General features: G+C 57.0%; 12 protein-coding genes. 5 read left to right on the forward strand and 7 right to left on the reverse strand.

The window, feature by feature from the left end; genetic code table 11:
* Nucleotides 1-59: 59 nt before the first annotated feature.
* The gene (locus Q674_RS40030; RefSeq protein WP_031210541.1) at nucleotides 60-1886 is read left to right on the forward strand and encodes a DUF1631 family protein; all 1827 of its coding nucleotides are present in this window, start codon (nucleotides 60-62) and stop codon (nucleotides 1884-1886) included.
* 8 nt (nucleotides 1887-1894) lie between these two features.
* A complete protein-coding gene (locus Q674_RS40035) occupies nucleotides 1895-2311 on the forward strand; it encodes a PilZ domain-containing protein (RefSeq protein ID WP_023010123.1) in 417 nt (138 codons plus the stop codon).
* Nucleotides 2312-2367: 56 nt separating this feature from the next.
* Here Q674_RS40035 and Q674_RS40040 read toward each other — a convergent pair whose 3' ends face one another.
* The 7 genes from Q674_RS40040 to gloB form a co-directional block, all read right to left on the reverse strand.
* Entirely contained in the window at nucleotides 2368-3153 is a 786-nt protein-coding gene (locus Q674_RS40040; protein WP_011785028.1) for an enoyl-ACP reductase, read from the reverse strand.
* A 67-nt stretch (nucleotides 3154-3220) separates the two neighbouring features.
* On the reverse strand, nucleotides 3221-4819 hold the full coding sequence (locus Q674_RS40045; protein WP_023010124.1) for an ABC transporter ATP-binding protein: 1599 nt from the start codon (nucleotides 4817-4819) through the stop codon (nucleotides 3221-3223).
* A gap of 1 nt (nucleotide 4820) precedes the next feature.
* The gene (locus Q674_RS40050) at nucleotides 4821-5843 is read right to left on the reverse strand and encodes an ABC transporter permease (protein WP_023010125.1); all 1023 of its coding nucleotides are present in this window, start codon (nucleotides 5841-5843) and stop codon (nucleotides 4821-4823) included.
* Between the two features lie 2 nt (nucleotides 5844-5845).
* Complete coding sequence (locus tag Q674_RS40055; RefSeq protein WP_023010126.1) at nucleotides 5846-6931, reverse strand: microcin C ABC transporter permease YejB; 1086 nt, start codon at nucleotides 6929-6931, stop codon at nucleotides 5846-5848.
* Between the two features lie 43 nt (nucleotides 6932-6974).
* Entirely contained in the window at nucleotides 6975-8804 is a 1830-nt protein-coding gene (locus tag Q674_RS40060) for an extracellular solute-binding protein (protein WP_031210542.1), read from the reverse strand.
* Between the two features lie 12 nt (nucleotides 8805-8816).
* On the reverse strand, nucleotides 8817-10559 hold the full coding sequence (locus Q674_RS40065) for a LysM peptidoglycan-binding domain-containing protein (RefSeq protein WP_023010128.1): 1743 nt from the start codon (nucleotides 10557-10559) through the stop codon (nucleotides 8817-8819).
* Nucleotides 10560-10728: 169 nt separating this feature from the next.
* Nucleotides 10729-11520 carry a hydroxyacylglutathione hydrolase gene (gene gloB / locus Q674_RS40070; protein ID WP_031210543.1) on the reverse strand — a complete coding sequence of 264 codons (792 nt, stop codon included), beginning with the start codon at nucleotides 11518-11520 and terminating at the stop codon, nucleotides 10729-10731.
* A 122-nt stretch (nucleotides 11521-11642) separates the two neighbouring features.
* Between gloB and Q674_RS40075 the strand changes: the two genes are divergently transcribed.
* From Q674_RS40075 to dnaQ, 3 genes are read left to right on the forward strand one after another with little or no spacing between them, the layout of a single operon-like run.
* Nucleotides 11643-12452, forward strand: a complete 810-nt coding sequence (locus tag Q674_RS40075) for a class I SAM-dependent methyltransferase (RefSeq protein WP_023010130.1) — start codon at nucleotides 11643-11645, stop codon at nucleotides 12450-12452.
* On the forward strand, nucleotides 12452-12895 hold the full coding sequence (rnhA, locus tag Q674_RS40080) for a ribonuclease HI (RefSeq protein ID WP_011785020.1): 444 nt from the start codon (nucleotides 12452-12454) through the stop codon (nucleotides 12893-12895). The genes Q674_RS40075 and rnhA overlap by 1 nt, the downstream gene beginning before the upstream one ends.
* A 53-nt stretch (nucleotides 12896-12948) precedes the next feature.
* A complete protein-coding gene (gene dnaQ, locus Q674_RS40085; protein ID WP_011785019.1) occupies nucleotides 12949-13659 on the forward strand; it encodes a DNA polymerase III subunit epsilon in 711 nt (236 codons plus the stop codon).
* The last annotated feature ends 111 nt before the right edge of the window (nucleotides 13660-13770 follow it).

Raw genomic sequence — 13770 nt, forward strand, 5'->3', positions numbered from 1 at the left:
CTGCGTTATTTGCAGGCCCTTTTCAACGCTTCTCAACGCTTCAGGACAACAGGTAACGGATGTCGCCCTCATCAACGAAACCACAGGCTGTCGCTCCCTCCCGAAAGGTGGTTTCAGAAAGGATTACCCAGGTTCTGTCCGGGATCCGGGTGCCCGATCTGCCATACCCCGCCAGTAAGTCTTCTCCGGAGCAGGAACCGGACTGGCGTCCCTTATTGATGTCCTGCTGGACGGAACAGCGGGATGAGCGGGTAACCAAAGTGCTGCGTTCGGTTCAGATTGAGTGGACCGTCCGACAGGTGAATGCGGCCTACCTCTCCGACCGGATCATGGATGTCTTCCTGAAAACCTCAGGCCTGCATGCCGCCCTGGTGGGGCGCATAGCGCGCTTGCGGTTCTGGCTGGCATGGCAACTGGATCTGTGTGGTGCGGAGGTTTTCAGCGGGGTGCTTCTGGACTGGCTTGATAACCTTCAGGAATGGCGTGGCTGGAGTGATACCGGTGGTCGATCATCCCGCGTATTGCTGGATCAGCTCGATAGCCTGGTTATTACTGTATCCGGCAGCTTTGAGGCTGGCAGCCGTGATCCGCTGGAGCACTACTGCAGCCAATGGCTTGCTGATACCCGAAAGCGGGATGATCAGGTGGCGCGGCTACGGGAACGTTTGTTGGAAACCGAGCAGGGGGCTTCACGCCAGCGTTTGTCAGATCAGGTGGCCAGGGCTCTGATCGGCCGCGCCTTGACGGGCCGTCAGCTACCGCCGGCCATTACCCGCTTTATCCTGACCGACTGGCACAAGGTGTTGAAACAGAGTGTCTGGGCCGAAGGCGCGGACAGTGAAGTGCATCGGCACGCCAACAAATTACTGGAGTGGCTGGTCTGGGTGGGCGACCCCCAGCTTTCTGATCGGGATCGTAACCGGTTGTATCACGTCGGGGAACAACTCGGCGACCGTGTCCGCGAAGTCTGGACTCGCGCTCTGGGTGAGGATGCTCCTGAACAGGCATTACACGAGATCCAGGCGGTAATTGTGGCTCGAATTCGAGGGGAGACACCAGAACTGGAGCCTGCGCTCGCCACCGGTTCAGATTTTTCCTGGGACAGCACCTGGCTGGCAAATGAGCCGGTCTCGGCCGACCACGCCAAACCTCTGGTCGGTCAGTGGTTTGTAGAGGGTGAAGGGGCAAGAGAGCAGCGACGTTTCTTCTTTGCTTTGTTGTCTGATAGCGGGGAAGTGCTCTGGACCAATGGTGCCGGCGTTAAACTCGGACTGCAGCCGTGGGCCGAGTTCCAGGCCGAGCTTGGCCGCGGTGCGCTCAGGCCGCTTCCAGAACCAACGGCCTTCGGTCAGGTACTTGTAGAAACCCTCGAAGTGCTATCGAAAGTCTGCGCCAGGCAGCTGGAACAACGGGAAAAGGCGGCTAAGGAAGCCCGTGCCCGGGCCGAAGCGCTTCGGAAGGAACGGGAAGCGGCCGAGCAGCGCCGTCGGGAAGAAGAGCTCGCACGTCAGCAGGAACTTGAACGGGAGCGTGAAGAGGTTGAGCGCCAACGGGTGGCGGATGAGAAGGCGGAGCAGGAGCGTTTGCGAAAAGAGGCCGTGCTGGTGGCCACCAAACAGGTTGAAGGTATCGCTCTCGGTGGCTGGATTGTGCTTACCCAGGAAACCCGGGATGACGACCCTGTCCGGCTCAAGCTTGCCGTCAAGATTTCTGCCTCGCGTAAATATGTGTTTGTGGATCGCCTGGGGCTCAATCGCCGGGAATTTCTCCAGGACGAACTGGTTAACGGGATCGTGGAAGGGCGTATTCGTGTGCTTGGCAGTTCGGCCGAGTTTGATGACACCCTGAGCCGTGTTGTCGGGCGTATCCGTGTTGGTCGGAACTGAGGTGAACGATGATCGATGATGATTATGCCTTCGGATTAGAGGACGAGTTGCCGTCAGGGAAAGACCTTCGTGAGGACTACCGTCTAACGGCCCGGGCGCGTGCCTGGATACTCCCGGAATCGCCCGAACCGGAGTCGGAGCCGTCGACACTGGATGGTGTATCCGGCAGGCTGGAATGTCAGGTGCGCGACATATCGGCCCGTGGAATCAGTCTGTTGTGCGAGGCATCGCTTAGCATCGGGTCGATTTTGGTTGCGGAGGTAAGTCTTGGGGAACACGCAGAGCACTTCCGGCTGAGTGTCGAGGTCATGTGGTGTCGCGAGGCGGAGTGGGGGTATCTGATTGGAGTCCGGGTACTTGAGTCAGATGAAACTGACTATCTGGACTGGATCGAGGCGGTTGCCAGAGCACTCTCGGAAAGCTGAACGAAAAGAGCCGGCATCGCGCCGGCTCTTTTGCTATGGCTGATGTTAGCAACCCATCAGGCGTCCATCTCCGCCATGCCGGTGATATTGAACCCACCGTCCACGTACAGGATTTCACCGGTGATACCAGAGGCCAGGTCGGACGACATGAAGGCGGCGGCGTTGCCAACTTCTTCTGTGGTCACGTTACGACGCAAGGGGGCCTGCTTCGCGTTCTCGGCCAGCATGCGGCGGAAGCTCTTGATGCCCGAAGCGGCCAGAGTTTTGATCGGGCCCGCTGAGATACCGTTCACCCGGATGCCTTCCTTGCCCAGGCTGGCGGCCATATAACGTACGTTGGCTTCCAGGGATGCCTTCGCCAGTCCCATCACGTTGTAGTTCTGCAGCACCCGCTCGGCGCCCAGATAGCTCAGGGTCAGCAGACTGCTGCCTTCGTGCATCATCTCGCGCGCGCCCTTGGCGAGGGCCACGAAACTGTATGAGCTGATATCGTGGGCAATCCGGAATCCGTCACGGGTGGTGACGTCCACGTAGTTTCCATCCAGCTCATGGGCCGGCGCATAACCAACCGCATGGATGATGATGTCGATGTTGTCCCAGTGTTTGCCCAGTTGCTCGAATACCTGGTCAATCTGCTCGTCGCTGGCGACGTCACAGGGGAAAGTCAGTTTGCTGCCCCACTGTTCCGCAAACTTCTCAACGCGGGACTGCAGTTTCTCGTTCTGATAGGTGAAGGCCATTTCGGCGCCTTCACGAGCGAAGGCCTCGGCAATGCCGTAGGCAATGGAATGTTTGCTGGCGACGCCAACAATCAGTGCTTTTTTGCCACTGAGGATTCCCATGGGTTTCTGCTCCCTGTGTTCCGTGGTTTCGGCGCATTATCCCCGACCTGTCAGGGTCGGGTAACGCTCAATTGGTCGTAGACTGATAGAAAAATGCGGCATTCAGCAGTTCCCGGGTATACGGCTGTTGCGGTTCCCGGAAAATGGTCTCTGCATCGCCGTATTCCACAATCCGGCCTTGCCTGAGTACCAGCAGTTTGTGGCTGAGTGCGCGAACAACGGCCAGATCATGACTTATAAAGATGTAGCTTAGCCTATATCGGGCCTGAATTTCCCGTAAAAGCTCGATCACCTGCTTCTGTACCGTTCTGTCCAGGGCGGAGGTGGGTTCATCCAGAATCATCAGGTCTGGCTGGAGAACCAGCGCGCGTGCTATGGCAATACGCTGGCGCTGGCCGCCGGAGAATTCGTGTGGATACCGATGCCGTGCGTCCGGATCCAGTCCTACATCCTTAAGGGCCTGGATAACACTGGCTTCGTGCTGCCCGGAACTCCCGGGCTCGTGGATTTCCAGACCTTCACGGATGATTTCTTCAACGGACATCCGCGGGCTGAGGCTGCCAAACGGATCCTGGAAGACAATCTGAACGCGTCGGCGCCAAGGCCGGAAAGCCTTCTGGGAGAGGGCGGATAGCTCTGTGCCGCAGAGGCTGAACTGGCCTGTGCTCGGAGTGAGTTTCAGCAAGGCGTGGCCCAGTGTGGTTTTGCCACTGCCACTTTCGCCGACAATACCGAGGGTTTCACCGGCACGCAGCTCGAAGCTGGCATCCTGTACCGCGTGGAAGCTTTCTTTTACCTTGCCCAGCAGGGTCTTGCGAATGGGGAAATGCACATTCACGTTGTTTACGGTCATCAGGGTTTCGGTACCACTGGTGGCTGGCAGAGGGTGCTCCGGTGGTTCCGCGTCAATGAGTTTACGGGTGTAGGTATGAGAGGGCGACCTGAACAGCGCTTCTGTCGCGCCTTGTTCGACCATTTTTCCCCGTTCCATGACCACCACGTAATCGGCATACCGGCGGACGATGCTCAGATCGTGGGTAATTAACAGCACTGCCATGCCCAGCTTCTGCTGCAATGATTTCAGCAACTCCAGCACCTGTTTCTGAACCGTCACATCCAGTGCCGTGGTGGGCTCATCCGCAATCAGCAGATCGGGTTCATTGGCCAGAGCCATGGCAATCATTACCCGCTGTTTTTGCCCACCCGATAATTGGTGTGGGTAGCTCGTCAGGCGGGTCTCCGGGGCCGGAATCCCGACCAGTTCCAGTAATTCCAGGCAGCGTTTACGGGCCTGGGGGCCGCGCATGCCTTTGTGTAGTTCCAGGGTCTCGCAAATCTGCTTTTCAACGGTATGCAACGGATTGAGCGAGGTCATCGGCTCCTGGAAGATCATGCTGATATGCCGGCCACGAATCTGACGCAGGCGCTTTTCCGGCGCCTGCAGCAAGTCTTCGCCCTTGTAGCGGATGTGTCCGGCGGGATAAGCCGCATGACGTTCATCCAGCAGCCGAAGTATCGACAGGGCAGATACCGACTTGCCGGAGCCGCTTTCGCCAACCAGCGCGAGAGTCTGGCCTTTGTCGATGCTGAATGACAGCCCGTCAACCACCCGTGGGCCGTGGTCGAAGGTGATGGACAGGTCCGAGATGGAAAGCAGGTCACTCATATCAGTTCTTTCTCGGGTCAAAGGCATCGCGAACCGCTTCTCCCACAAATACCAGCAGCGTAAGCATGACGGCCAGTGACACGAATGCGGAAATACCCAGCCAGGGTGCATGAAGGTTGGCTTTACCCTGGGCAATCAGCTCGCCCAGTGACGGTGAACCCGAGGGCAGGCCGAACCCCAGGAAATCCAGAGACGTGAGCCCGGTTATGGCGCCGGTGAGAATAAACGGCATGAACGTGAGGGTTGCCACCATGGCATTGGGCAGAATGTGCCGGAACATGATTCTGCGATTGTCCAGGCCGAGCGCTCTGGCGGCTTTCACATACTCGAAGTTACGGGCGCGGAGAAACTCAGCCCGCACGACATCCACCAGCCCCATCCAGCTGAACAGCAGCATGATGCCCAGCAACCACCAGAAATTGGGCTGAACAATCGAAGACAGAATGATGAGCAGGTACAGCATAGGCAAACCAGACCAGATCTCGATAAAACGCTGGCCAAACAGATCGATCTTGCCACCGTAGTAGCCCTGCAGTGCGCCAACGGCAATGCCAACGATGGAGCTGGCGATGGTGAGCGTCAGGCCGAACAACACCGAAATGCGAAAACCATAGATCACCCGGGCGGCCACATCCCGACCCTGATCATCGGTTCCCAGCCAGTTCTCGGCGCTGGGCGGCGCAGGTGAGGGAACAGTCAGATCGTAGTTGATGGTGTTATAGCTGAAGCGAATGGGAGGCCAAAGCATCCAGCCATTGCTTTCGATTTCGCCCGCTATGAAGTCATCGCGATAATCGGCTTCCGTGGGCAGAAACCCACCAAAAGTTTCTTCGGGCACCTGCTGAATGACGGGAAAGTACCAGTTGCCGTGGTAGGAAACCACAAGGGGTTTATCGTTGGCGATCAGTTCGGCACATAGCGAAAGGCCAAACAGCACCAGAAAAATCCAGAGACTCCAGAAACCGCGCCGGTTGGCGGTAAAGTTACTGAGTCGTCTGCGCTGAATCGGAGAGAGGGTTGCCATGATTACGCACCCTCCCGGCTTTCAAAATCGATGCGCGGATCAACAGCGACATACGTGAGGTCGCTGATCAGCTTCATGACCAGCCCCATCAGCGTCAGGATGTAGAGAGTGCCGAAAATGACCGGATAATCCCGGTTGAGGGCAGCTTCAAAACCAAGCAGGCCGAGGCCGTCCAGCGAGAAGATTACCTCAATCAACAACGAGCCGGTAAAGAACAGCGCCACCAGAACGCCGGGCATACTGGCAATGACAATCAGCATGGCATTGCGGAACACATGGCCATAAAGCACCTGCTTTTCTTCCAGGCCCTTGGCTCTGGCGGTGACCACATACTGCTTGCTGATTTCGTCCAGAAACGAGTTCTTGGTCAGCAGCGTGAGGGTAGCGAACCCGCCGATCACGTTTGCGGTCACGGGCAGGGCGAGATGCCAGAAATAATCAGCAACCTTCTGGTACCAGGTCATCTGGTCAAAATCCGGCGAGGTCAGGCCCCGGAGCGGGAACAGATCGAAATAGCTACCGCCGGCAAACAATACGATCAGCAGGATGGCAAACAGGAATCCGGGAATGGCGTAGCCGACCACGATCGCAGAACTGGTCCAGACATCGAACCGGGAGCCATCTGTGACCGCCTTACGGACGCCCAGTGGAATGGACACGAGGTAGATAATCAGCGTGGACCAGAGGCCGAGTGAAATGGAGACCGGCATCTTGTCGAGAATCAGTTCGACGACGCTTCTGTCCCGGAAAAAGGAATCGCCGAAATCGAAGGTGGCGTAATCGCCCAGCATTTTGAAAAAGCGTTCGTGCGCAGGCTTGTCAAAGCCGTACATGGCCTCAAGTTCTTCCAGAAGTTCGGGCGGCAGGCCCCGGGAGGCCCGGCTGTCTCCGGAACTGCTTGCCACTTCACTGCCGACATCGCCACCACCGGCGCGCGCCAGAGCGCTGCTGCCGTGGCCTTCCATCTCCGCGAGAATCTGTTCAATGGGGCCACCGGGAGCGGCCTGAACAATGACAAAATTCAACAGCATGATCCCCACCAGGGTGGGGATGATCAGGGCGAGGCGGCGGAGTATGTAAATGCCCATTCAGGGAGCAGTCCTTACTACAGCGTCGTGATAGCGAACGGTATCAGCGTTCAGTCCACCAGTTGTTAAGGTCGATGCCGTTCTTGGGCGTGTTGGCCGGGCGTTTCAGATGGTTCCAGTAGGCCACCCGATCCTTGCGCAAATGCCAGTGCGGGATCACGTAATGGCCATTCAGCAGTACACGATCCAGCGCGTGCACCCGGTGTACAAGCTCTTCCCGGTCCGGCGCCTGAATGACCATGTTGACCAGTTCATCGATGACGGGATCGCTAACGCCCATGAAATTGCGGGAGCCGGTTACATCGGCATTACTCGAGTGCCAGTAGTCCCGTTGTTCGTTACCCGGAGAATCAGATTGAGGCAGCACCTGGGTGATCATGTCGAAATCAAAACTCCGAACCCGCTGAACATACTGGTTGCTGTCGACCAGGCGCACCGACACGTCGATGCCTAACTTTCCAAGATTCTGTTTGAAGGGCAGAACCACTCGTTCAAAGCTTTTCTGGAACAGAAGGATCTCGAATGCCAGTGGTTTGCCGGTCTCCTGATGGACCATTTTGCCATTTTTGATCTGATACCCGGCTTCCGTCAGGAGTTTCAGTGCGGTACGCAGATTGTCCCGCAGGCTGACGCCGTTTCCGGTATCCGGTGGGACATAGGCCTCTGTGAAAACGTCGGGGCTTAGTTGATCCCGATAGGCTTCAAGAATTTCAAGCTCTCGCCCTTCAGGCAAGCCCGACGAGGCAAGATCGCTGTTCTCAAAATAACTGCTGGTGCGAGTGTACTGGCCAAAGAACAGGTTCTGGTTGGCCCACTGGAAATCAAAACCGTAGGCCAGCGCCTCCCGAACCAGAGGATCCCGAAACACCGGTTTGCGGGTATTGAAGATAAAACCCTGCATGCCTGTGGGGCGGTGGTGTTCGATGGCTTCCTTCTCGATATCGCCGCTCTCGAATTGGCGGCCGGTATAGGCGGTTGCCCAGTTCTTGGCTGAGGTTTCCTGGCGGAAATCGAAGTTGCCCGCCTTGAATGCCTCGAGGGCGACGGTGTCGTCGTTGTAGTATTCGTAGGAAATGGTGTCGAAGTTGAAACGGCCCTTGCGTACACCCAGATCTTTGGCCCAGTAGTCGTCGACTCTCTGGTAGGTAATGGAGCGGCCTGCGTCAAAAGAGGCAATCCGGTAAGGGCCACTGCCCACCGGGATGGTCAGGCCGCTGCTTTCAAACTCCCGATCCTGCCAGAAATGTTCTGGCAGGACGGGCATCTGACCAAGAATCAGGGGTAGTTCCCGATTGTTGGTTTGCGCAAAGTCAAAGCGGATCCGGTGACTGTTTTCAATGGTGACCTTGTCTACATCCGCGTAGTAGTTGCGGTAAAACGGGTGGCCTTCGGTGGTCAGAATCCGGTAGGAAAACTCCACGTCTTCAGCGGTGATTGGTTCACCGTCCTGGAAGCGGGCCTCTTTATTCAGATTGAAGATGACAAAGCTGCGGTCTTCCGGCACTTCAACGGACTCGGCAATCAGCCCATATTCGGAAAACGGCTCGTCGGCAGAAGACTCCAGAAGGGTATCGTACACGTAGGCGTTAATACCCGCCGCAGAGATGCCCCGGATGACAAAGGGGTTAAAGCTGTCGAAGCCGTTGGCAACCACAGATAACTTCAGTTCGCCGCCTTTCGGGGCCTCCGGGTTGACGTAGTCGAAGTGACTGAAATCCGCAGGGTACTTCAGTTCACCGTGCATGGCGATGCCATGCACAGGAGTGGGGTTTTCGGTGACGCCTTCATCGGCTGAGGCGAAACAGGCAGACGCTGCCAGAGCCAGCGTCGCGGTAATTCTGGTCAGCAAGGGTGCTTCTGGTTTTTTTGTCATGGTTCTCGCACGTTACGGACTGTTTCTTATGTCCACGTAGAGTACCAGACTTTGGCCGGGTTGGAGATAACGGTCCGTATTAAGATCGTTCCATGATGCGATGTCACGCACATTCACCGAAAACCGGCTGGCGATGGCGGACAGGGAGTCGCCGCTGCGAACCCGGTATCCCACCTTGCGCACCATGGCCTTGCCACGGGTATTCGAAGCTACCATGGTCGGCTTTGAAGTTTTCGACCAGATCACCAGCTCCTTGCCTGGAATCAGGGGGTCTCCCGGTGCCATGCCATTCCAGGCAGCCACTTCCCGAACCGAAACCCGGTGCTCCCTGGCGATATCCCAGAAGGTATCGCCCCGGCGCACGGTGTACCGTACCTTGTTGCCGCTGCGCTTGCGATCCTGTGTTCGCTCCAGTCGCTGGGCCTGGCTTAGCGCATAGGCGTCGGAGCCCTTGGTGGAAGACGGAATCAGCAGTTGCTGGCCAATCCGGATCAGGTCACTGTTGAGTTTGTTGACCTGTTGAATGACCGATGGGGTAGTGGAGAACTTGCGGGCAATGGTGTTCAGGCTGTCACCCTTGCGGACTTTATAGTTCTGCCAGGATACACGCTGTTCGCTTGGGAACTCTGCCAGTGCGGTTTGGAATGCCTCGGCCTGTTGCTTGGGTACCAGCAAGCGATGGGGGCCATCCGGATTGGTTGCCCAGCGATTGTAGGACGGGTTCAGCAGATAGATTTCATCAATATCCACGCCAGCTAATTCCGCGGCCTGGGCCAGATCCAGCTGGGAGCCGGTATCCACCACTTCGAAATACGGTTCGTCTTTTAATGGTGGCAGGTCGATACCGTAGGCTTTCGGATCGTCGAAAATTTTTGCCAGGGCAATCAGTTTGGGCACATAGTGGCGGGTCTCCGTCGGTAATGTCAGAGACCAGTAATCTGTGGATTTTCCGGCGTTGCGGTTACGACGCATGGCGCTGGATACGGTCCCGCCCCCGGAATTATAAGCGGCCAGGGCCAGGGTGTAATCGCCATCGAACCGGTTGGCCAGGCGCTCCAGGTAAGTCAGGGCAGCATCGGTAGCCGCAATCACGTCCCGTCGGTCATCATGCCACCAGCTTTGGGTCAGCCCGAAGTATTTGCCGGTAGACGGGATGAACTGCCAAAGCCCGGCAGCGCGACCGTGGGAGTAGGCAAAAGGATCAAAGGCGCTTTCTACCACTGGCAACAGAGCCAGTTCGCTGGGCAGGCCGCGTTTTTCGGTTTCATTGATAATGTAATGCAGGTACCGGGAGCCTCTTTCCACCACGCGATCGATGTAACGGGGGTGGCGCACGTACCAGTCCAATTGAGCCTGTACCCTGGCATTGTCGACGGAGTGATCCATGGTGAAACCGGCGCGAAGTCGTGACCACAGATCGTCTGTTCTGGTGGATGCGTCGGATTGCCGGGCGGGATTGTCCAGTTTTTCCCGAGCTTGCTGGGCCTTGGCCTGAAGTTCCGGGGAGATGGCGTCATCTAATGGTGCCCCGCTGGCACTGTCCTCTCCATTGCCGGCAGCGACGTCAGCCTTGAGGTCCTCATCGCCCTTGGCAACAACCACTTGCTGTGAGTCCAGGGGGTCTTTTTGCTGATTCTCTTCCTCGGTCCCGAACCAGGCCGAAGGTGTATGCCAGTTTTCGGCGATCTGACTGGTACTGCAGCCGCTGAAAAGGGTTGACGCGAGAAGGATGAAGGGCAGTCGTTTTACCGGCATAAACACAGGGTTCCGGGTGGAGCCGGCGGGTATCTGTAAAAATAGCCGGCATATTTAACAGGTTACGTTCGATAATTGCTCGAAATTCTATGGGAGCGTTTTCCGGGCGGTCAAGCTGAGCCTTGTTACGGCTGTGAGATAAATTGTTAAGCAGTGACCGCCCGCACGCTCAGAAGTTATCCTTGCCGTGCCGTACGGCTGCAAAAACCGCACAATCCGAGCCGGTGGCAAGGCGGTGTGTGGTGCTGTAATTCTCGGCGGCCTCTATGACCATGGCATCATCCCACCGAAGGAATGGGTTCAGCTGTTTCTCCTGGCCAATCGTGGTCGGCACGGTTGGCTTACCCCGTTCCCGAAGGTCTTTGCAGGCGTTCTCAAACTCGGCCAACGCCTTATCTTCGGGTAGCCAGTGACGGGCAAAGCGAAGGTTTGCCAAGGTGTATTCATGAGCACAGTATACTGCAGTGTTATCCGGAAGGTCCCGCAGGGTCTGGAGCGAGGTGTGCATCTGTTCCGGTGTGCCTTCGAACAGTCGTCCGCAGCCGCAGACAAACAGTGTGTCGCCGCAGAACAGAACGGGTTTGTCATTTACCTGGGTGTCGCTGTAATAGGCAATATGATCCAGTGTATGGCCGGGAACTGCCAGGACATCGAACGTGATGCCTTCCCAGACGACTTCATCGCCGGCATGAACCGTGTTTGTAGCACCCTTGAAGGGCGAATCAGTCGGGCCAACAATACGGATGTCCGGATACTGTTGCTGAAGCTCTTTCACGCCGCCGGTGTGATCCGGGTGGTGATGGGTGATCAGGATGGTGTCTGCTGAGAAACCGCTGTCACTGAGATAGTCCAGTACCGGCTTTGCCTGGCCGGGATCGACTATCAGGGTCTTGCCGGACTCAAGGTTGGTAAGGCACCAGATATAGTTGTCTGAGAATGCCGGAACCGGATGAATGCGCAAGGTGGCCACCCCATGTGTTCAATGAATGTGCCTGTTATGATAATGCAACAACGGGTACAGCCCAAGGAGCGGCAGGTTGCGCGAGCAATCAAGCCTTTAGTGGACCGGGTAGGGGAGCCAGCGTGACAACCAGCGGCGTGATTGACTATTCAGCACGACATGAGAGTTTTGAACGTTGGGTGCAGACCCCCCTTGGCCGCTCCCTGCTGGCCAGCCAGAGAGCAGTACTTGATAAGGAGCTGCAAGGCCTTACCGGGGCAAGACAACTTCAGGTTGGCCTGAGTCACCGATTGCCTTTGGCGAGTGGTACCGATTTTGCTCAGAAGATTATTACCTGCCCGGCCTGGCATGCCCATATGCCGGAGGGCGTGGCGGTTTGTGATGCAGACGAGTTGCCGTTTCCCGGTGATTCCATGGATCTTGTGATCCTTCATCATACGGCCGACTTTTCCCCGGATCCGCACCAGGTGCTTCGCGAGTCCGCCCGCGTATTGCGAGGTGAGGGGCGCATCGCTCTGGTTGGGTTCAACCCCCTCAGTCTCTGGGGCGTACGAAGACTGGTTTCCCGCCATCGGTTTGGCCCCTGGGGTGGTCGGTTCCTGATGCGATCACGAATGGAGGACTGGCTCAGGTTGCTGGGGTTCGAGCTGGAAAACAGTGGCACCTATTTCTGTACCCTTCCGCTGCAGCGAAAACACGGGGCATCCGGAAGACGGCAGCGTTTGGCCGCCAGTAGCCGCCCTCATTTACTGCCCACGGGCGCCTATTACTGTATCCTTGCCCGCAAACGCGAATACGCCCGGATCCGGACCAGGGCATCCTGGCGCAAGAGCAAGGTGATTTCTTTGCCCGGAACCGTGGGGGTATCCAGTGGCTGTGCCAGCCATAGCTCAGGCAGGGTGGACAGGCGTGGAACAGAACAGGAGCAGTAATGGCTGGTAAGGTAGTGATGTATACCGACGGAGCCTGTAAAGGTAATCCGGGGCCCGGGGGTTGGGGTGTTGTGTTGCGCTATGGCGATGCGTGCAAGACCATGCACGGTGGCGAGTTGCAAACCACCAACAACCGAATGGAGCTGATGGCGGCCATTCGAGGCTTGAGGGAGCTCAAGCGCGCTTGCCAGGTGGAGCTGTATACGGACTCACAATACGTGCGCAAGGGCATTACCGAATGGATGAGCGGCTGGAAGCGCAATGGCTGGAAAACCTCGGCAAAAAAACCGGTCAAGAATGCGGATCTGTGGCAGGAGCTCGATGCTGAAACTGCCAGACACACCGTTAACTGGCATTGGGTGAAGGGTCATTCAGGGCATCCTGATAACGAGTTGGCGGATGAGTTGGCCAACCGCGGAGTCCGCGAACTGAACGGGGCCTGAACCCTGGCCCCCTGGAAAACCGATTAATGAGCAGTGAGTGAGAGCGCAGTTGCATGAGACAGATCGTACTGGATACCGAAACCACGGGTATTGATCCGAACGAAGGTCACCGCATTATCGAAATTGGTTGTGTGGAAGTGATCGAACGCGAGCTGACCGGTCGCAACTATCACGTATACATTAACCCTGAGCGGGAGGTAGAAGCGGAGGCTATCACCGTTCACGGTATCACCAACGAATTTCTGGCCGACAAGCCAAAGTTTGCGGAGGTTGCCGACGAGTTCTTTGAGTTCATCAAGGGCGCAGAGCTGGTCATCCATAACGCCGCGTTCGACGTGGGCTTCATGGACTCCGAATTCGCCCGCCTGAAACCGGTTCGGAAAACAGCAGACCACTGCGGTATTGTCGATTCACTGGCCATTGCCAGGAAAAAACATCCGGGCCAGAAAAACAATCTCGACGCCCTGTGCAAGCGCTATGGAGTGGATAACTCCAACCGTGACCTTCACGGGGCATTGCTGGACGCCGAGATCCTGGCAGACGTCTATCTGCTGATGACCGGCGGCCAGACCGCGCTGTCCCTGGATGCCGGCTCCGGCGATGAAGGTGGCGATGGCGGTATTCGCCGGATCTCCGGTGAGCGCGCGCCGTTGGCGGTGGTTCGGGCCACCAGTGATGAAGCCTCTGCCCATGATGAGTTCATGGCGATGATGGAGAAGCAGGCCGGCGAAACGGTGTGGTCCCGGTTGCAGGCAACAGAATGAGAACCACGTTCAGCTGTACCATTTGTTACATTCCGGCTTTCTTGAGCTACTTGAGTTTTGTGTTATAAGTAATGATAAGTTCGCCAGTTTTTTGCGAACCGTTCAGGTATG

The sequence above is a fragment of the Marinobacter sp. EVN1 genome (assembly GCF_000475375.1).
GTDB classification, from domain to species: domain Bacteria; phylum Pseudomonadota; class Gammaproteobacteria; order Pseudomonadales; family Oleiphilaceae; genus Marinobacter; species Marinobacter nauticus.